The sequence below is a fragment of the Tenacibaculum finnmarkense genome (genome assembly GCF_900239185.1).
Classification (GTDB): Bacteria; Bacteroidota; Bacteroidia; order Flavobacteriales; family Flavobacteriaceae; genus Polaribacter; species Polaribacter finnmarkensis.
Window position 1 is genome coordinate 26,581 of record NZ_OENA01000054.1, and the last position, 20,388, is coordinate 46,968.

A 20,388-nucleotide genomic window follows, 5' to 3' on the forward strand; every position below is an offset into this window, starting at 1 on the left:
CCATACATCAAAAAAAATGCACTCTACCAAAAACAATTTACAGGTTTTACATGAAGATAATCACTTAATGATTATCAATAAAAGAGCTGGTGATATTGTTCAGGGTGATAAAACGGGCGACAAACCGCTTTCTGATGTTGTTAAAGAATATATTAAAGAAAAATACGACAAACCTGGTGCTGTTTATTTAGGTACAGTTCACCGATTAGACAGACCAACATCGGGCGTTGTTATTTACGCCCGTACCTCAAAAGCCTTAGAGCGTTTGAATAAAATGTTGCGTGATAAAGTTATCAAAAAAACCTATTGGGCGGTTGTGAAAGAGCAACCCGAAAAAACAGCCGACACTCTTATTAGTTTTTTAAAGAAAAACCCGAAGAATAACAAATCTACGTCATATCCGAAGGAAATTGACGGCAGTAAAAAAGCCATTCTTCATTATAAAACACTTAAAAATTTAGACAATTATTCTTTATTAGAAATTGATTTAGAAACAGGTCGTCATCATCAAATTCGAGTACAATTATCAAACATCGGTTGTATCATAAAAGGTGATTTAAAATACGGTTCTAAAAGAAGTAACAAAGACGGAGGTATTCATTTACATGCTCGCAAAATTGAATTTATTCATCCTGTAAATAAAGAACTTATCAAAGTTACAGCGCCAACGCCAAAAGACCCAATTTGGGACTCTTGTTCATAAACCTAAAATCTTTAAATAACTTGAATAATCAGTTAAATTTGTATCTTTAAACAAATTCTAACAATGAATATTCCTGAATTAATACAAGCGCAAAAAAACTTTTTTGCAACACAGCAAACCAAAGATATTTCATTCAGAATAAATGCCTTAAAAAAGCTTCAGAAAGAACTTATCAAAAGAGAAAATGATATTATTAAAGCTTTGTATAATGATTTTAAAAAATCAGAATACGAAGCAGTACTAACTGAAACCTCCATTGTTTTAGCTGAATTAAAAATGGCGATTAAAAATTGCCATTCTTGGAGCAAACCAAAACGAGTTTTACCATCGCTCTTAAACTTTCCTTCATCAGCAAAAATATATAAAGAACCCTACGGAACAACCTTAATTATTGCTCCTTGGAATTATCCACATCAATTAGCTTTTGCGCCACTTGTAGGAGCTGTTTCAGCAGGAAATACCGTTGTTTTAAAACCTTCAGAATTAACACCAAACGTAAGTAAAATTACCCAAGAAATTATAAATGCTGTTTTTGATAAAAATCATGTAGCGGTTATTCAAGGTGGCGTGGCTATTTCACAAAAATTATTAGCCCAACGCTGGGATTATATTTTTTTTACAGGAAGTGTTCCCGTGGGTAAAATTGTAGCAAAAGCAGCGGCAGAACATCTTACACCAATCACTTTAGAACTCGGTGGAAAAAGCCCTTGTATTATTGATCAAACTGCCAATATTCCACTAGCAGCAAAGCGCTTAGTTTGGGGGAAATTTATCAACGCTGGACAAACCTGTATTGCGCCTGATTATTTATTAATTCATCAATCAGTTAAAGAAGATTTTATAAAACATTTTAAGCAAGAAATAATAAATGCTTATACCGAAAACCCTCAAAATTCGACAGATTTTCCACGGATTATAAACACCCGTAATTTTGATCGGTTAGCCCTGCTTTTAAAAGATGAAAATTGCCTAATTGGCGGACAAACTAACAGGCAAGAAAAATATATTGCGCCAACACTAATTAACGAGCCAAGCTTAGATAGTGAAGTTATGAAAGAGGAGATATTTGGTCCTATATTTCCATTAATTTCGTACGAAAAAGAAACTGATTTAGACGCTATTATTTTTAAATATGAAAAACCTTTAGCCTTATATGTTTTTACAACACGCAATCATTTTGCTAAAAAAATAATTGCAAGATATTCTTTTGGTGGCGGTACAATTAACGATACTATGGTTCATTTTGCCAATCATCGTTTACCCTTTGGTGGCGTTGGCGAAAGTGGTATTGGAAATTATCACGGAAAACAAACTTTTAACACTTTTTCGCATCAAAAAGGAATCATTAAAAGAGCCAATTGGCTAGATATTCCCGTGCGATACGCTCCTTATAAAGGCAAGTTAAAACAATTAAAAATGTTACTAAAAATAGGTTCTTAACACTTCTTTTAACCCAAAAAAAATCCCAAGTATAAAACTTGGGATTTTTTAATATATATAAAACTTAATTTACATTTCTAAAGCTTTCTTAGGATTGTTATCCATTAATAACTCCATTGGATTTTCTAAAGCTTCTTTAACAGCTACTAAGAATCCAACAGATTCACGACCATCAACAACTCTATGGTCATAAGATAATGCAACATACATAATTGGTTGAATTACTACTTCACCATTAACAGCCATTGGTCTGTTTACAATGTTGTGCATTCCTAAAATTCCACTTTGTGGAGGATTTAAGATTGGAGTTGATAACATAGAACCAAAAACACCACCATTTGTAATAGTAAATGTTCCACCAGTCATTTCATCAACAGTAATTTGTCCATCTCTAGCACGTAATGCTAAACGTTTTACTTCGCTTTCAACACCTCTAAAAGATAAATCTTCAGCATTTCTAATTACAGGAACCATTAATCCTTTAGGACCAGAAACTGCAATAGAAATATCTTGAAATTCATTTTTAATTTGGTAATCTCCATCAATCATAGAGTTTACATCAGGATATAATTCTAAAGCTCTAACAACTGCTAAAGTGAAAAAAGACATAAATCCTAATCCTACTCCGTGCTTTGCTTTAAAGTCTTCTTTATATTCTTTACGTAAATCAAAAATTGGCTGCATGTTTACTTCGTTAAACGTAGTTAACATTGCAGTTTCGCTTTTTACAGCTACCAAACGTTGCGCTACTTTTCTACGCAACATTGACATTTTTTTACGTTCAGTTCCACGAGAACCGTTTGTAGGTTGCGTTCCCATAGAAGGTACAGCTTTTACAGCATCTTCTTTAGTTACACGACCATCTTTTCCTGTTCCTTTTACAGAGCCAGCAGGAATTCCTTTTTCAGCTAAAACTTTTTTAGCTGCTGGAGAAGCAGTTCCTGTAGCATATGTTGTAGCCTTAGCTTCAACTGCTTTAGGAGCTTCTACCTTAGGAGCTTCAGTTGTTTTTGTTTCAGATGAAGATTCACCTGTTGGTTTTGCTGCACTCATATCAATAAGACATACTACTGCACCAACTTCTACCGCATCTCCTTCTTCTGCTTTTAAAGTGATAATTCCGCTTTCTTCCGCAGGTAATTCTAACGTTGCTTTGTCAGAGTCTACTTCGGCAATTGGCTGATCTTTTTCAACATAATCACCATCTTCAACTAACCACGTTGCTATTTCTACTTCTGTAATTGATTCCCCCGGAGAAGGAACTTTCATTTCTAAAACCATCAGTTCTAACTTTTTATATCTGAATTATTTTATTTCTTTTTTTCAATATTAAGCTTAACTAGTTAAGCTTAAACGCTTAATATAATATTAAACGTTATAAGTATCTCTTTTCTAAAATTTTTTAATCAAAAACCTTATCTAATACTTTTTGATGACGTTGTTTATAACGTGTACTTGAACCTGCAGCTGGTGCTGAATGATAACCTCTTGATGCACATTCTAATTTAGCCAAGTCAAAACGCTCTAACATAAAACTCCAAGACCCCATATTTTTAGGTTCTTCTTGTGCCCAAACATAACGAGTTACATTCGGATACTTATCCATTACTTCTTTAATTTTATCATTATGTAATGGAAATAATTGTTCTATTCTAATTAAAGCAACATCATTTCTATTTAACTTTTCACGTTCTTCTAACATGTCATAATAAAACTTACCTGTACAAAAAACCATTTTTTTAACGTTAGCTGTATCAATAGTGTCATCAATAACTTCTTGGAAAGTTCCGTTTGCTAAATCTTCAATAGTATTTACTGCTTTTGGTAAACGTAATAAACTTTTAGGAGTAAAAACAACTAAAGGTTTTCTAAATTCACGCTTCATTTGACGACGCAAAATATGATACATATTTGCAGGTGTTGAACAATTTGCAATTGTCCAGTTATCAGTTGCTGAAGACTGTAAGAAACGTTCTATTCTACCAGATGAATGCTCAGGTCCTTGCCCTTCATATCCGTGAGGTAATAACATTACCAAACCGTTTTGTAGTTTCCATTTTGATTCGGCTGAACAAACATATTGATCAAATACAATTTGTGCTCCGTTGGCAAAATCACCAAACTGAGCTTCCCAAATAGTTAAGGTATTTGGCGCTGCCATAGCATATCCGTAGTCAAAACCTAAAACACCATATTCCGATAAATGAGAATTATAAATTGTCATTTCTCCTTTATTCTTGGTGTTAGTGTTTAATAAATTAACACGCTCTAAAGTTTCTTCATCACGCATAATTGCATGACGGTGCGAGAAAGTTCCTCTTTCTACATCTTCTCCTGAAATACGGATATTAAATCCTTCTTCTAGTAAAGTTCCGTAGGCTAAGTTTTCTGCCGTTCCCCAATCTAATAGGTTTTCTTCAAAAACCATTTTTTTACGCCCTTGTAAAATACGCTCCGCTTTACGAACAAACTTATGTCCTTGTGGCGTTGTTGAAATTACTTCTGCGATATCTTTTAATGCTTCAACTGAATACGTAGTATCTGTTGATTGTAGCATGTCTTGTAGTTGCTTGCGTACAAACCCATCCCATACCTCTGGCATGAATTCTTGTATCTTAGAGGTTGTTTTCTTCTTCGATTCTGTAAATTCGACTTCTAAATGTGCTTTAAATTCGTCGGTAATTTCTTTTACATAATCCGCAGAAATACTTCCTTCTGATATTAATTTTTCGGCATATATTTCTTTGGCATTTTTATGCTTAGAAATTGCTTTATATAAATCAGGCTGTGTAAAACGAGGCTCATCACCTTCATTATGCCCATATTTACGATATCCTAATAAATCAATATAAATGTCTTTTTTGAATTTCATTCGATATTCAACAGCCATTTCCATTGCATGACAAACCGCTTCGGCATCATCAGCATTTACGTGTAATACTGGCGATAAAGTTACCTTTGCAACATCGGTACAATAGGTACTCGAACGGGCATCTAAATAATTGGTCGTAAAACCTACTTGATTGTTTACAACCACATGAATTGTTCCGCCTGTTTTATAACCGTTTAAGGTCATCATTTGCGCCATTTCATATACAATTCCTTGCCCTGCAATTGCGGCATCTCCATGTACTATTATAGGTAATATTTTACTATTGTCTCCTTTGTAATCTAAATCTACTTTTGCACGAACAATTCCTTCGGCAACAGCAGCTACGGTTTCTAAATGCGATGGATTTGGTACTAAATTCATCTTCATTTTCTGACCGCCTTTGTAGGCTTTACTTAGGGTTAAACCTAAGTGATACTTTACATCACCGTCAATATCTTGATCTTCAAAATCTTTCCCTTCAAATTCACTGAATAAATCACGAACTGGTTTTTTAAAGATGTTTACCAAGGTATTTAGACGACCACGATGTGCCATTCCTAATACACATTCTTCTACGCCGTATTTCTCGGCAGCATCACGAAGTGCTACACTAACTCCAGGAATTAATGTTTCACCACCTTCTACAGAAAAACGTTTCTGCCCAACATATTTTGTTTGTAAAAAACTTTCAAAAGTTGATGCTTGGTTTAATTTTGTTAAAATGTATTTTTTTGCTTCTACATCATAATTAGACTGGTTATCGTTTTTATTCAAACGAGTTTGCCACCAGTTTAATTCATCAGGGTTACGTAAATACATGTATTCCACCCCAATACTTTCACAAAAAATTGCTTTTAAGTGTTTAATTATTTCAGTTAAGGTTGTTGAACCTATACCTAAAATATCACCTGCATTAAAAACCGTTGCTAAATCAGTTTTGTTTAATCCGAAGGTTTCAATGTCTAATGATGGTGTGTATTTTCTACGATCACGAACTGGGTTTGTTTTAGTAAACAAGTGCCCTCGTGTGCGGTAACCGTTTATTAAATCAATTACCAAAAACTCTTTGCGGACTGAGTCGGGTACTTCTACCGAAACCTCCTGATCAGTTAACGAATAATCTTCATTGGCTAGGTCATAACCCTGAAAAAAACTCCGCCAACTTGGTTCTACCCTGTCTGGATTTTTTTGATATTGTTCATATAAATCACTTATAAAACCTGTATGTGCTGCGTTCAAGAACGAAAACTTGTCCATATTTTTTTTACTATGCTTTTCTGTCAATAAGAATAATCGATACAAAAATACAACTTTTACTAAAAACTAAACTTTATTTTACGCTTAATTTGATACGTTTATTTTTTTAAACAAATAAGCAGTCCTATTTTAAATTCTAAACACCAATACCGTAATAAACTGATAAACAGCACTAAATCAATAAATAGTGAAATTTATTTAATTTTTTATCAAAAAAAATTTGTAGATATAAAAAAAGGTCTTAAATTTGCACTCGCAATTAAAGACGTTTGTTTTTAAATTCCTCCTTAGCTCAGTTGGTTAGAGCATCTGACTGTTAATCAGAGGGTCTTAGGTTCGAGTCCTAAAGGAGGAGCAAATTAAACATAGGAAACTGTAACTTTCTTAATAGTTACAACACATATTTTGTTCTATATGAACATTCCTCCTTAGCTCAGTTGGTTAGAGCATCTGACTGTTAATCAGAGGGTCTTAGGTTCGAGTCCTAAAGGAGGAGCTTTAAAAGAAAAGACTTACATTTACGTGTAAGTCTTTTTTATTTTTACACAATATGCAATTCCCAAAAAAACTCAGTGCCAAATTACTTGTTCGAACTAAAAATCAAGCATTAAGAACACTTGACCAAGTAAATAACACCCCTATTTTAATTGATTTTTCTTCGAATGATTATCTAGGTTTTGCAAAATCGGAAGTGATTTTTAATAAAACACATCAGTTTTTAGTTGATAACAACATTTTACAAAATGGCGCAACAGGTTCTCGCCTACTTTCAGGAAATCATCCTTTATATAATAGTATCGAAAAAGAACTGGCTGAATTTCATAACACCGAAGAAGCGTTAATTTTTAATTCGGGGTACGATGCTAATATTGGTTTTTTCTCATCAGTACCTCAACGCGGCGATATTATTTTATATGATGAATTTATCCACGCTTCTATTCGTGATGGAATTCAGTTATCGAATGCGCAATCTTTTAAATTCAAACATAATAATTTAGATGATTTAGAGAAGAAAATCAGCAAACATCGCTTAAAAAACGATGCTGAAATTTATGTAGTAACAGAAGCTGTTTTTTCTATGGATGGTGATGCTCCTGATTTAATAGCAATGTCTGAAATCATCCAAAAAAATAATGTCCATTTTATTATTGATGAAGCACATGCTGTTGGAGTTTTCAATAAAGGATTAGTACAAGAATTAAACATAGAAAATGCCGTTTTTGCTAGAATAATCACCTTCGGAAAAGCAATGGGTTGCCACGGAGCGGTTATTTTAACAAGTAAAGAATTAAAGCAATATTTAGTCAATTTCTCAAGAAGTTTTATTTACACCACAGGATTATCGCCACATAGTTTGGCAACTATAAAATTTGCATATTCCGAATTAATCAGCAGTAAAGCAACAGAAAATCTTCAAGAAAATATTTTATTTTTCAAACAAGAAATCAACAGATTACAGCTTCATTTTATAGCAAGTAATTCAGCAATTCATTGTTGTATTATTTCGGGAAATGAAAATGTAAAAGCAATTTCAAAAAAATTGCAAGAAAAAGGATTTGATGTAAAAGCAATTTTATCGCCCACAGTAAATAAAGGAGAAGAGAGGTTGCGTTTTTGCTTACATTCTTATAATTCTTTTGAAGAAATCACTGCTGTTTTAGAACATCTTGCTACTTTTGTTTAAAATAAAAATCCTTTTAAATGGCTACATATTTTATTACAGGAATTTCTACAGAAGTAGGAAAAACAGTTGCCTCGGCAATATTTACCGAAGCATTAGAAGCTGATTATTGGAAACCTATACAAGCTGGTGAATTAGATGATTCTGATTCTCATAAAATCAAGAAATTTATTTCTAATAAAAAAACAATAATCCACCCAAATTCGTATGCGTTAAAAACACCGATGAGTCCACACGCATCCGCCGAAAAAGACAATATTGTTATTGATTTAGCTAAAATTATCGAACCAAAAACTGATAACGAAAACTTAGTTATTGAAGGAGCTGGCGGACTTTTTGTTCCTTTAAATAATACCGATACTATTTTAAATATTATCAAACCAACTTATAAAGTAATTGTGGTTTCTCGTCATTATTTGGGAAGTATTAATCACACTTTATTAACCGTAAATTTATTGAAAAATAAAGGTTTTGATGTTTCCATTCTTTTTTCTGGAGATGAACATAAAACCACGGAAGAAATAATCAAAAAGATGACAGGTGTTCCTGTAATTGGTCGAATTGATGAAGAACCTTATTTTGATAAAAGTGTAATTAAAGAATATGCCGATATTTTTAGAGAAAATTTAATCAACCTATAAACCAATGACACTACAAGAAAGAGATAAAAAACATTTATGGCATCCGTTAAAACAACATCAAACACACCCTGATAGCTTAGGAATTGTAAAAGCAAAAGGATGTATTTTAACCGATGAAAAAGGCAATGAATATATTGATGCGATTTCATCGTGGTACACTTGTATGTTTGGGCATTGTAACGATTTTATTACCAGCCGTGTTTACCAACAAATGCAAACATTAGATCAAATAATGTTTAGTGATTTCACGCACGAACCTGCTGTAAAATTATCCGAAGAACTGATTAAAATTCTTCCTAAAAATCAAAATAGAATCTTTTTTAACGATAATGGCTCAACGGCAGTTGAAGCTTCGATTAAAATGGCGTTGCAATATTACTTTAATAAAGGCGAAAAACGAAGTACTTTTATTGCTTTCGAAAACGGTTTTCATGGCGATACTTTTGGCGCAATGTCGGTTTCTGGCTTATCGGCTTACAATGGTCCTTTTGAAGATTTTTTAATGGATATTAAACGTATTCCTGTTCCTGATGGCAAAAATAATGATGAAATTTTATCGCAATTAAAAGAAATAATTTCTCAAAATGATATTGCAGGTTTTATTTACGAACCTTTAGTGCAAGGCGCTGCGGGAATGAAAATTCATAAAGCTGCCGATTTAAATGAAATTTTAAAATATCTTAAAAATAAAAATATTTTAACAATTGCTGATGAAGTAATGACAGGTTTTGGTAAAACAGGGAACAATTTTGCTTCGGATGAAATTGCCACAAAACCCGATATTATTTGCCTAAGTAAAGCTTTAACTGGCGGATTAGTGCCGATGGCAATTACTTCGTGTACCGAAGAAATTTACAGTACTTTTTTAAGCAATGATATTGCCAAAGGATTTTTTCACTGTCATACCTATTCTGCAAATCCGATTGCTTGTAGTGCAGCTTTGGCAAGTATTGAATTATTGCAAACTAAAGAAATTCAAGATAGTATTGAGTTTATTTCAAATGCTCATAAAGTGTTTGAAGATAAAATTAAGCAACATTCAAAAGTAGCTTCAACGCGCTGTAAAGGTGTTATTTTAGCGATCGGTTTAAAAACAAATGCCAATCGTTACGGAAGTTTACGCGATGAATTATTAAAATATTTTATGGAAGATGGTGTTTTTTTACGCCCGCTAGGAAATACCATTTACATTCAGCCACCTTATGTAATTACCGAAAAACAACTAAAAAAAGTATATACTACTATTGAAAAGGTTTTAGATATCTTCTAAAAAACTTTCATTACTTCTGATTTTTACTGTTACTTTTGTCCAAAATTAAACGTATTGAAACAAGCTATTTCTATCACCTCTTTTGCCTCGGTTTCTCCTTTGGGAAGTAAGCCTGCGCAAATTTGGGAGAACTATTTAAACGACCATCATTTCTTATCGCAAGAAAATGATATTTGGGCAGGAAGATTAACTTCTGATGATAAAATTGCGATTCAAGAAATTCGAAATTCCGATACTAAATATAAAAACTTAGACGATTCGGTTTTATACACCATTTTTGTAGCAAGAAAAGCTATCGAAAAAAATAACTGGACATCTGAAGATAATTTTGGAATAAATATTGGTTCGTCAAGAGGTGCGACTTCTTTGTTTGAAAAATATCATAAAGAATTTTTAGAAACAGGAAAATCATCAACTTTAAGTTCGCCAACCACTACTTTAGGAAATATTTCATCGTGGATTGCGCACGATTTACAATCAAACGGTCCTGAAATTTCGCATTCTATTACCTGTTCGACGGGTTTGCATTCGTTATTAAACGGAATTGCTTGGTTGCAATCGGGGATGTCAGAAAAATTTATGATTGGTGCAAGTGAAGCTTCTTTGACCGATTTTACCTTTGCACAAATGCAGGCTTTAAAAGTGTATTCGAAAGAAAATGACCAATATCCGTGTAAAGCTTTTGATTTAGATAAAAAAAGAAATACCATGGTTTTGGGTGAAGCATCGGCGGTTTTTTGTTTAGAAAAAGGTATCAAAGAAAATGCAATTGCCCTTATTAAAGGCATCGGTTTTGCTACCGAAGTTTTAAAACACAATACCTCTGTTACTGCAAATGCTGACTGTTTTCAAAAATCTATGAAAATGGCTTTAGCTGATATTTCTACAGATGATATTGACGTTATTGTAATGCACGCACCTGGAACTATTAGAGGCGATCAATCGGAAATTAATGCGATTCAAGAAGTTTTTGGCGATAAAAAACCTTTTTTAACCACCAATAAATGGAAAGTTGGGCATACTTTTGGTACTTCTGGATTACTTAGTTTAGAGTTAGCAATATTAATGTTGCAACATCAGAAAGTGATTGAAGTTCCGTTTGCTGAAAAACAAAATCATCCGAAGAAAATAAAATATATTTTAGTTAATGCTGTTGGTTTTGGTGGTAATGCTGTTTCTGTTTTACTATCGAAATAAACTATTTAAAATAAAAAATGGTTTTGATTTTAATCAAAACCATTTTAAATAATTATTATTTACAATTTGCTGTCATTTCTAACTTTTCAAATCCAAAAATAAATAATCCTTTTGCCGAAACAGTAGTCGTAACATTAGTTACTCCATTAGGACACTTATTATTTAATTCTTTTAATTTTGCTACAGCTTCTTTTTGAGTATCCATAGCTGTAAAACCTAAAATATTAGTGTTGTTTTTTACAGCACTAACTTCTTTTCCTGCTTTTACATAGTTTGATGGTGTAGATACGATTCCTACTGTTCCACAACTTGTAGCTATAAATAACATAACAACTGATAATCCTAATACTTTTTTCATTCTAATTTATTTTAATAATTTGAACCAAAACTAGGCTTTTTTTTTAAAAAAAAAGCTACTATTACATACTTAAGACTGTACTTTTTTAACCTTTTTTAAAAAAATGAAGAACCTGTTTAAAAATTAAATAAACTGTCAGTTCGAGTGATTTTTTTCCTTCAAAATCCTTTTAGTCATTAAAATCACTCGAATTGACAATAATTGTCAAGAAAAACTAAAAATTACGGCAAATCAGGATGCAAACTTGAAATAAATTCAGGTTTATGGATTTGATTTCTTGTTTTTTTGTGATATTTTTTTCTGATGAAATTTAAAGAAGCTCTAAACTATGAACTTTACTGAGTAGTTTAGCCCTGATTGAACGGCTTGTTTGAGCTCTTTTTTATTTTTCTTTTTTAAAAAATAAAAAAAGCGAGTAGTGAAAGCAGGAAATAGCTCCTAAAAAGAAATAGAAAGCCAATTAGTTTTTTTATTTTTGACATTATAAATAACTTGATTTTATGAGTGAAGTAAGACATAACTGGACCAAAGAAGAGGTTCTTGAAATATATAATAAACCGTTAATGGAGCTTTTATACGAAGCTGCAACGATTCATAGAAAAAGTCATGATCCTAATGTGGTACAGGTTTCTACTTTGTTATCTATAAAAACTGGTGGCTGTTCTGAAGATTGTGGATATTGCCCGCAAGCGGCTCGTTATCATACCAATGTTGATGGAAACGATTTGATGTCAGTACGTCAAGTAAAAGCACAGGCTTTAAGAGCTAAATCGAGCGGAAGTTCGCGTGTTTGTATGGGTGCGGCTTGGAGAAACGTAAAAGATGGTCCTGAATTTGATCAAGTTTTAGACATGGTGAGAACCATTAATAAATTAGATATGGAGGTTTGCTGTACTTTAGGTATGGTTACCGAAAATCAGGCACAACGTTTAGCCGAAGCTGGTTTATATGCGTATAATCATAATTTAGATTCTTCGGAAGAATATTATAAAGAAGTAATTTCTACACGTGGATATCAAGATAGATTAGATACGATTGATAATGTGCGTAAAACAAATGTAACAGTTTGTTCGGGTGGAATTATTGGAATGGGTGAAAATGCTGAAGATAGAGCGGGAATGTTAGTGGCTTTATCGACTTTAAGCCCTCAGCCAGAATCTACGCCAATTAACGCCTTGGTTGCTGTTGAAGGAACGCCTTTGGAAGATCAAAAACCTGTTGAAATTTGGGATATGGTTCGTATGGTAGCTACTGCACGTATCGTTTTACCTGAAACTCAGGTTCGTTTATCGGCAGGAAGAACGCAAATGAGTAGAGAAGGGCAAGCAATGTGTTTCTTTGCAGGTGCAAACTCTATTTTTGCTGGTGATAAATTATTAACAACGCCAAATCCTGATGTAGATCAAGACATGAAAATGTTTAAAATGTTAGGTTTAAATCCTCAGAAACCTTTTACTAAAAAGGTACAACCTCAAACGGTAGAAGCAAAAGATTCTGCTTTTGAAAACTTAGGCGAAAAACCTAAATGGACACGACCTGAGCATAAAATTGAACGTAACGAAGATAAAAAGAAAGAAGCGTTAGAATTACGTAGAAAATAAAAAATACATCTTTTTAAGATAAAAAAGCATCGTTTGTATAAACGATGCTTTTTTTGTGTTATTTTTTAGTGTTAATCTAATAAATCTTTGATGAATTTCTTAGCTTTTGTTGTTGCTTCTTTAAATTCTTCTTGAGCATCTTCAGTAAAATCGGCAAGCTCTTCACTTGCTTTACTTGCTAATTCTGATGCTTTTCCTTTGATGTTTTCAATAGATTCATCTGATAAAACCTCAGTAACTTTTGATTTTACATCTTCGAATGCTTCGGATGCTTTTTCGCTTGCTTGATCAGCAAATTCAGTAGCTTTTCCTTTGATGTTTTCAATAGATTCATCTGATAAAACTTCACCTACTTTTGCTTTTACATCTTCGAATACTTCGGATGCTTTTTCGCTTGCTTGATCAGCAAACCCTGATGCTTTTTCTTTTAAATTTTCTTTCGAAATATTATTATTTTCTTCCATCTTATTTTTATTTAGGGTGTTTATCTATCAAAAATTAATCTCTTATAAATATATTAAAAAAGTTTTATATTTTAATTCAAAAAATAAACCTTAACTATTTTTTATCGATTTTTTTACAAGTTTTAACAAAATAAGGCTTTTATTTTATCTACAATAGTTTGTGCTAATTTTTGCTTACTTTCTACCGTCCAACCTGCTACGTGTGGCGATAACAATACATTATCAGCCTTTATTAAATATTGAAAAGCTTCGGGCATTTCTTGATTTACAAATAAGTTTTCGAAAGATTTTTTTTCATATTCTAACACATCTAACCCTGCTCCTAAAATTTTTGCTGATTTCAAGGCTTCCACTAAATCGGAAGTAACTACCGATTTTCCTCTTGCCGTATTTAGTAACCAAAAAGGTTTCGAAAAAGCATTGATAAAATTGGCATCAATCATATTTGTAGTTAATGTGGTTTGAGGTGTATGTAAACTTAAAACATCCGCTTTTCGTTGTAATTCTTCTAAAGAAACTTGTGTACAATTTTCATCGCCAACATTAGGTTTGATATCGTAACAAAGTACTTTTACATCAAAACCTCGTAATTTTTTAGCGAAAGATTTTCCCATATTACCGTAACCAATTAAACCAACGGTTTTGCCATCTAGTTCAATACCTCTGTTATCTTCTCGCAACCATTTACCATTTCTAACTTCAGTATCTGCTTTTTTAAATTTATTAAAAAGCGATAATATCATTCCTAAAGCATGTTCGCCAACCGCATTTCTATTTCCTTCTGGAGCTGAAATTAATTCAATTCCTTTTTGATTGGCATATTCACAATCTATATTTTCAAGTCCTGCGCCTACTCTTCCAATAAATTTTAAATTCGTGGCTTTGTCTAAAAATTGTTTATCAATCGTAAATCTACTTCTAATAATAATTCCGTCGTATTGATGAATTTTAGCTGCTATTATTTCTTTTGATGCGGTATAATCTTGTTCATTTACAAAACCTACATCGTTTAATTGATTTAAAAGTAATGCGTGATTTGAATCTAAGTGCAGTATTTTCATGCTATTTTAAATAAAAAAAGCCTTCTAAAAAGAAGGCTTATGTAATTAATATTGTTCCTTTTCGTTCGGAAAATCTTTTGATTTTACATCGGCAATATAATTTTCAAAAGCGCCGGTCATTTCAGTATATAAATCTAAATATCTACGTAAAAAACGCGGGTTAAATTCGTGGGTCATTCCAATCATATCATGGGTTACTAAAACCTGCCCATCTACGCCACCACCTGCTCCAATTCCGATAACAGGTATGGTTAAACTTTCGGCTACTTTTGTGGCTAAAGCTGCGGGAACTTTTTCTAAAACCAAGGCAAAACACCCTAATTCCTGTAATAATTTGGCATCTTCTAATAATTTTTCAGCCTCCTCATCTTCCTTGGCTCTAACGGTGTAGGTTCCAAATTTATAGATAGATTGTGGCGTTAATCCTAAATGTCCCATTACCGGAATTCCTGCGGTTAATATCCTAGAAATAGACTCGCCAATTTCGCTTCCACCCTCTAATTTCACAGCGTGTCCACCCGATTCTTTCATTATTCTAATAGCAGAATCTAAGGCATTTTTAGAATTTCCTTGATAAGTTCCAAAAGGCAAATCAACGACTACCAAACAGCGCTCAATAGCACGGATTACAGAGCTCGCATGATAAATCATTTGGTCAAGTGTAATGGGCAACGTGGTTTCATGCCCCGCCATTACATTCGATGCAGAATCTCCGACTAAAATCACATCAATTCCTGCTCCGTCTACAATTTTTGCCATCGTATAATCATAGGCAGTAAGCATCGAAATTTTTTCGCCGTTTGCTTTCATGTCCACTAATGATTTTGTGGTAACTCTTTTATATTGTTTTTTGGCTATTGACATTATGTATGTTTTATATAAAGGTAAAAATACGGAAATTTTCAATTAAATAATCATTCGTGTTTTTTGGAGCTATTTCCCGCTTTCCGCACTCGCTTTTTTTGAAAAAAATCAAAAAAGAGCTCAAACAATTGCTACAATCGGGGCTAGAAATTACTGCTTTTTATTAAGAGTCTGTTTAAAAATTAAATAAACTGTCAGTTCGAGTGATTTTTTTCCTTCAAAAAAATTGTATCGAGAACTTTTTGTATAAAATTCATCAACATAAAATAATTCAAATTCTCGATACAATTTTAATTCCTTTTAGTCATTAAAATTACTCGAATTGACAAAAATTATCAAAAAAAAAAAGCTAAAAAATACGGCAAATCAGGATGCGAAACTGAACTAAATTCAGTTTGACGGATTCGATTTCTTATTTTTATGTTACAAAACTTTTTTAGATGAAATTTAAACAGGCTCTAAAAGAAAGCACAAACAATAAAAAAATATACTTTTCAATTTTATCATATCGAAACCCTATTTATTTTCAAATAAAATTATGTTTTTACATACCTTTGTTTAAAACAAAAAACATGCACTTTCTTCCAGAAAAAATAGATACTTATGTTGTAAATCATTCACAACAAGAACCTAAAATATTACAAGAATTAACCAAAGAAACTTGGCAAAAAGTATTAAACCCGCGAATGTTAAGCGGTGCTTTTCAGGGGCGCGTTTTATCGATGATATCAAAATTAATACAGCCAAAAAACATTTTAGAAATAGGAACTTATACTGGTTATTCGGCACTTTCTTTAGCCGAAGGATTATCAAAAGACGGGCTTCTTTATACCATTGATAAAAATGAAGAATTAGAAGAGCTTCAAATTAAATATTTTGAAAAATCAGATTATTCACATCAAATAAAGCAATATGTAGGAAATGCCATTAACATTATCCCTACAATAAACACCAAATTTGACTTAGTTTTTATTGATGCTGATAAATCGAACTACTTAAATTATTTTGATTTAATTATTGATAAAATGAACCCAGGTGGCGTTATTTTGTCTGACAATGTGCTTTGGAGTGGTAAAGTTGTAGAAGAATTAAACCCAAAAGACATCGATACAAAAGTACTTTTAGAATATAATAAAAAACTAAATGAAGACCCTCGTATAGAAACGGTTTTATTACCAATTCGTGACGGGCTAACAATTAGTAGGGTAAAATAATTTTTAAAACTGACGTTTTATAGGACCTGTTAAGTCATCAATATTTTCTTTAACTTTTGTTACTTCTTTATTAATGTCTTCAACAAAATCGGTATTTATACCGTTTTCTTTGGTGCTATTATTAATTTCTTTTTTAATATCGTTTGTTGCATCTTTCACCTGACGGATACCTTTCCCTAAGCCTCTGGCTATTTCAGGAATTTTATCTGCACCAAATAACATTACAACAATTAACAAGATTACAAAAATCTCTGGACCTCCGATAAATAAAAAAGCTACTTTCATACGAAACAAAGATACTTAAAATAAAAAAAAGCCAAACATAATGTTTGGCTTTTTTAATTTATGAAATTAAGTAATTAATCTGCAAGAATAATTACCTTATTATCTTTCATTTCTAAGGTTCCAGACTTGATGCTTAAAGTTAATACTTTATCATCTTCTGGCAAACTAACAATACTAGCATGTAAGTCATCAAAAACTAAATGATTTTGTGTATGCACATGTATTTTTACAGTTCCTTTTGTTAAAATAGACACCACTGCGGCGTGATTATTTAACATCTGAAATTCACCATTAATACCTGGTACACTAACAGCATCTACTTCTGACGAAAACAAGATAGCTTCTGGAGTTACAATTTCTAAAAACATAATTTAATTAATTATTGTTAATTATTCGTTGAATTATGCTTCAGTTAACATTTTTTCACCAGCATCAATTGCTTCTTGAATTGATCCTTTTAAGTTAAACGCTGCCTCTGGATATTGGTCTAATTCACCATCCATAATCATGTTAAATCCTTTAATGGTATCTTTAATATCAACTAAACATCCTTTTAATCCTGTAAACTGTTCAGCTACGTGGAAAGGTTGTGATAAGAAACGTTGTACTCTACGTGCTCTGTGAACGACTAATTTATCTTCTTCAGATAATTCTTCCATCCCTAAAATTGCAATAATATCTTGCAATTCTTTATAACGTTGTAAAATCTCTTTTACTTTTGTTGCTGTATCATAGTGCTCAGCTCCTAAAACCTCAGCAGATAAAATTCTTGAAGTAGAATCTAAAGGATCTACCGCAGGATAAATACCTAATTCTGCAATTTTACGAGACAATACTGTAGTTGCATCTAAATGGGCAAATGTTGTTGCTGGTGCTGGATCTGTTAAATCATCTGCAGGTACATAAACTGCTTGTACAGATGTAATAGAACCTTTTTTAGTAGAAGTAATACGCTCTTGCATTGCTCCCATTTCGGTAGCTAATGTTGGTTGGTATCCTACTGCTGATGGCATACGACCTAATAATGCCGATACCTCAGAACCTGCTTGTGTAAAACGGAAGATGTTATCAACGAAGAAAAGAACATCTTTTCCTTGTGCTTCTCCTGCTCCATCACGGAAATATTCAGCAATAGATAAACCAGATAATGCAACACGTGCACGTGCTCCAGGTGGTTCGTTCATTTGTCCGAATACGAAAGTAGCTTTAGAGTCTCTCATTCCTGGTTTATCAACTTTAGATAAATCCCATCCTCCTTCTTCCATAGAATGCATAAAATCATCACCATATTTGATAATTCCAGATTCTAACATCTCTCTTAATAAATCGTTTCCTTCACGAGTTCTTTCACCAACACCTGCGAATACAGATAAACCTCCGTGTCCTTTTGCAATGTTGTTAATTAACTCCTGAATTAATACGGTTTTACCTACTCCTGCTCCACCAAATAATCCAATTTTACCTCCTTTTGCATACGGCTCAATTAAATCAATTACTTTAATACCAGTAAATAAAACTTCAGTTGACACTGATAAGTCTTCAAATTTAGGTGCTTGACGGTGGATTGATAAACCATCATCTCCTGTTTTAGGTAAATTACCTAAACCATCAATAGCTTCACCAGTAACGTTAAATAAACGTCCGTAAATATCTTTACCTATTGGCATTTGAATTGGATTACCCGTAGCGATAACTTCTGTACCTCTGCTTAAACCATCAGTTGCATCCATCGAAATAGTACGAACTGTATCTTCACCTATATGTTGTTGAACCTCTAATACTAAAATTGAACCATCAGCTTTTTTAATTTCTAATGAATCGTAAATTTTTGGTAATTCAGCATTTTCTGTATTAAACTCAACATCGATAACTGGACCAATAATTTGAGAAACTTTACCTGTTATTGTAGACATTACTATATGTAATTAAAGTTATTTAATTTCCTATGTGAGCTTTAGCCCCTTTTTTCAAGGAGCAAAGGTAATTTTTTTAGAGGAATTTAAAAAACCTTTACGTCTATTTTTAAAAAATTATTGCATAAAAAAAAGCCTCACGTATGTGAGGCTTTTAATATTATAACTGTTTTAATTAAATTATTTTGTTAATTTAATCTCAACACGTCTGTTTTCAGCTCTACCAGCTCTAGTTTTGTTATCAGCAATTGGATAGTCTTCACCAAATCCAGCAGATGATAATCTAGAAGGAGAAATACCAGCTTTTACAGCTAAATAATCTAAAACAGCTTTCGCTCTTTTTTGAGATAATTTTAAGTTGTTAGCAGCTTTTCCTTGGCTATCAGTATGTCCTTGAACACTAAATTTAGCTTTAGAATATTCCTTCATAATAGAAGCAATTCTGTTTAAGTTAGCAATTACACCAGCTTTAAAAGTAGTTCTTCCTGAGTTAAAGTAAATAGCTCTTGCGAAGTCATTTAATTTTTTCTCAGCAGCCTTAGTAATTAATACCTCAGGACATCCGTTGTTAGAAACAACACCAGCAACCTTAGGACATTTATCATCTTTATCTAAAACGCTATCTCCATCAGTATCTAATTCAGGACAACCGTTGTTTGAAACAGGACCTGCAACTTTAGGACATTTATCTTTAGAATCAACAACACCATCACCATCAGTATCAGGACATCCGTTGTTCGCTTTAGTTCCTTTTACAGAAACACAAGCATCATCTTTATCAGCAATACCATCACCATCAGTATCAGGACATCCGTTTAAAGCAGCTAAACCAGCAACCTCAGGACATGCATCATCAGCATCTTTGATACCATCAGCATCCGTATCAGGACAACCGTTAAATTCTTTTAATCCTGCAATTTCAGGACAAGCATCGTCTTTATCAAAAACACCATCACCATCAGTATCAGTTCCTCCAAATTTGAAAACTAAACCAATTGAGTGCTGATAATGACCTCTTACGTTGTCACCAAAACCATGTTTTGCTCCTGTTTGAAAGTTTAATCCTAAGTTATCATTAAACCAAGTATTAAAACCAGCACCAGCATTTAACATACCTTCACCTGAAGAATCAATAGAAGTATATCCTCCACCTAAATAGATATAAGGATTAAAGTATGGAGTTGTATTTTTGAAAATTAAATTTACTAAAGGATCTAAATCATATTTTACATTAGCATCAATTGCATAATATAAGAAATCAGAATCATCTTTCTTTAAAAAAGTTTCAATTTTATTTAAAGAACCAGCTACTTGTACAGTAAACCCGTCGCTTAAATATTTTTCAGCAGAAATTCTAGATACAGAAGGAAGAATGTTCCAGTCACTAGTACCTAAACCATCTTTTACTAAATTTTCGAATTTTCTACTACCTCTGATATCAACACTGTTGACACCAAAACCTACAACCCAAGGGTTATCTGAATCCTGTGCATTTGCTGTACCTAAAGTAGCAAACGTAAACAAAGCTATCACAGCTAATTTGATTTGTTTCATTATGATAAATTTA

Annotated in this window: 18 protein-coding genes and 2 tRNA genes; 10 read left to right on the plus strand and 10 right to left on the minus strand. The window is 32.6% G+C overall.

Annotated elements, in window-relative coordinates:
- Positions 1–16 precede the first annotated feature (16 nt).
- Together AQ1689_RS07665 and AQ1689_RS07670 are read left to right on the plus strand one after the other, a co-directional pair.
- Positions 17–703 (plus strand): RluA family pseudouridine synthase, encoded by a 687-nt coding sequence (locus tag AQ1689_RS07665; protein WP_101955705.1) that lies wholly within the window; start codon positions 17–19, stop codon positions 701–703.
- A gap of 63 nt (positions 704–766) precedes the next feature.
- Entirely contained in the window at positions 767–2,143 is a 1,377-nt protein-coding gene (locus AQ1689_RS07670; protein ID WP_101955706.1) for an aldehyde dehydrogenase, read from the plus strand.
- Between the two features lie 69 nt (positions 2,144–2,212).
- Here the strand turns inward: AQ1689_RS07670 and odhB are convergent, their stop codons facing one another.
- Positions 2,213–3,424: a 2-oxoglutarate dehydrogenase complex dihydrolipoyllysine-residue succinyltransferase gene (gene odhB, locus AQ1689_RS07675; protein ID WP_180947556.1), complete on the minus strand. Its 1,212-nt coding sequence runs from the start codon at positions 3,422–3,424 to the stop codon at positions 2,213–2,215.
- A gap of 121 nt (positions 3,425–3,545) precedes the next feature.
- A complete protein-coding gene (locus tag AQ1689_RS07680; protein WP_256444631.1) occupies positions 3,546–6,299 on the minus strand; it encodes a 2-oxoglutarate dehydrogenase E1 component in 2,754 nt (917 codons plus the stop codon).
- Positions 6,300–6,553: 254 nt separating this feature from the next.
- Here AQ1689_RS07680 and AQ1689_RS07685 point away from each other — a divergent pair.
- From AQ1689_RS07685 to AQ1689_RS07710, 6 genes are all read left to right on the plus strand, one after another.
- Positions 6,554–6,627 (plus strand) — tRNA-Asn (locus tag AQ1689_RS07685).
- Between the two features lie 67 nt (positions 6,628–6,694).
- Positions 6,695–6,768, plus strand: a tRNA-Asn gene (locus AQ1689_RS07690).
- Positions 6,769–6,822: 54 nt separating this feature from the next.
- Positions 6,823–7,956, plus strand: a complete 1,134-nt coding sequence (locus tag AQ1689_RS07695; RefSeq protein ID WP_101955708.1) for an aminotransferase class I/II-fold pyridoxal phosphate-dependent enzyme — start codon at positions 6,823–6,825, stop codon at positions 7,954–7,956.
- A 17-nt stretch (positions 7,957–7,973) separates the two neighbouring features.
- Complete coding sequence (gene bioD, locus AQ1689_RS07700; protein ID WP_101955709.1) at positions 7,974–8,594, plus strand: dethiobiotin synthase; 621 nt, start codon at positions 7,974–7,976, stop codon at positions 8,592–8,594.
- 4 nt (positions 8,595–8,598) lie between these two features.
- Entirely contained in the window at positions 8,599–9,864 is a 1,266-nt protein-coding gene (gene bioA / locus AQ1689_RS07705; RefSeq protein WP_101955710.1) for an adenosylmethionine--8-amino-7-oxononanoate transaminase, read from the plus strand.
- 54 nt (positions 9,865–9,918) lie between these two features.
- Positions 9,919–11,061 (plus strand): beta-ketoacyl synthase N-terminal-like domain-containing protein, encoded by a 1,143-nt coding sequence (locus AQ1689_RS07710; RefSeq protein WP_101955711.1) that lies wholly within the window; start codon positions 9,919–9,921, stop codon positions 11,059–11,061.
- A 55-nt stretch (positions 11,062–11,116) separates the two neighbouring features.
- Here AQ1689_RS07710 and AQ1689_RS07715 read toward each other — a convergent pair whose 3' ends face one another.
- Entirely contained in the window at positions 11,117–11,419 is a 303-nt protein-coding gene (locus AQ1689_RS07715; RefSeq protein WP_058884166.1) for a hypothetical protein, read from the minus strand.
- A gap of 500 nt (positions 11,420–11,919) precedes the next feature.
- On the opposite strand from AQ1689_RS07715, the gene bioB reads away from it, so the two are divergent.
- The gene (bioB, locus tag AQ1689_RS07720) at positions 11,920–13,020 is read left to right on the plus strand and encodes a biotin synthase BioB (protein WP_101914594.1); all 1,101 of its coding nucleotides are present in this window, start codon (positions 11,920–11,922) and stop codon (positions 13,018–13,020) included.
- A 71-nt stretch (positions 13,021–13,091) separates the two neighbouring features.
- On the opposite strand, the gene AQ1689_RS07725 is transcribed toward bioB, so the two are convergent.
- From AQ1689_RS07725 to panB, 3 genes are all read right to left on the minus strand, one after another.
- Positions 13,092–13,484, minus strand: a complete 393-nt coding sequence (locus tag AQ1689_RS07725) for a hypothetical protein (protein WP_101914595.1) — start codon at positions 13,482–13,484, stop codon at positions 13,092–13,094.
- 122 nt (positions 13,485–13,606) lie between these two features.
- On the minus strand, positions 13,607–14,545 hold the full coding sequence (locus AQ1689_RS07730; RefSeq protein WP_101955712.1) for a 2-hydroxyacid dehydrogenase: 939 nt from the start codon (positions 14,543–14,545) through the stop codon (positions 13,607–13,609).
- Between the two features lie 45 nt (positions 14,546–14,590).
- On the minus strand, positions 14,591–15,409 hold the full coding sequence (panB, locus tag AQ1689_RS07735; RefSeq protein WP_058884162.1) for a 3-methyl-2-oxobutanoate hydroxymethyltransferase: 819 nt from the start codon (positions 15,407–15,409) through the stop codon (positions 14,591–14,593).
- Between the two features lie 572 nt (positions 15,410–15,981).
- Between panB and AQ1689_RS07740 the strand changes: the two genes are divergently transcribed.
- On the plus strand, positions 15,982–16,623 hold the full coding sequence (locus AQ1689_RS07740; RefSeq protein WP_101914597.1) for an O-methyltransferase: 642 nt from the start codon (positions 15,982–15,984) through the stop codon (positions 16,621–16,623).
- Between the two features lie 3 nt (positions 16,624–16,626).
- On the opposite strand, the gene AQ1689_RS07745 is transcribed toward AQ1689_RS07740, so the two are convergent.
- The 4 genes from AQ1689_RS07745 to AQ1689_RS07760 all read right to left on the minus strand — a co-directional run bounded on the left by AQ1689_RS07745 (position 16,627) and on the right by AQ1689_RS07760 (position 20,375).
- Complete coding sequence (locus AQ1689_RS07745) at positions 16,627–16,908, minus strand: Sec-independent protein translocase subunit TatA/TatB (RefSeq protein ID WP_058884160.1); 282 nt, start codon at positions 16,906–16,908, stop codon at positions 16,627–16,629.
- Between the two features lie 74 nt (positions 16,909–16,982).
- Positions 16,983–17,276: a FoF1 ATP synthase subunit delta/epsilon gene (locus AQ1689_RS07750; RefSeq protein WP_058884159.1), complete on the minus strand. Its 294-nt coding sequence runs from the start codon at positions 17,274–17,276 to the stop codon at positions 16,983–16,985.
- A gap of 33 nt (positions 17,277–17,309) precedes the next feature.
- A complete protein-coding gene (gene atpD / locus AQ1689_RS07755) occupies positions 17,310–18,821 on the minus strand; it encodes a F0F1 ATP synthase subunit beta (RefSeq protein ID WP_101914598.1) in 1,512 nt (503 codons plus the stop codon).
- Between the two features lie 180 nt (positions 18,822–19,001).
- Positions 19,002–20,375 (minus strand): OmpA family protein, encoded by a 1,374-nt coding sequence (locus AQ1689_RS07760; RefSeq protein WP_101914599.1) that lies wholly within the window; start codon positions 20,373–20,375, stop codon positions 19,002–19,004.
- Positions 20,376–20,388 lie beyond the last annotated feature (13 nt).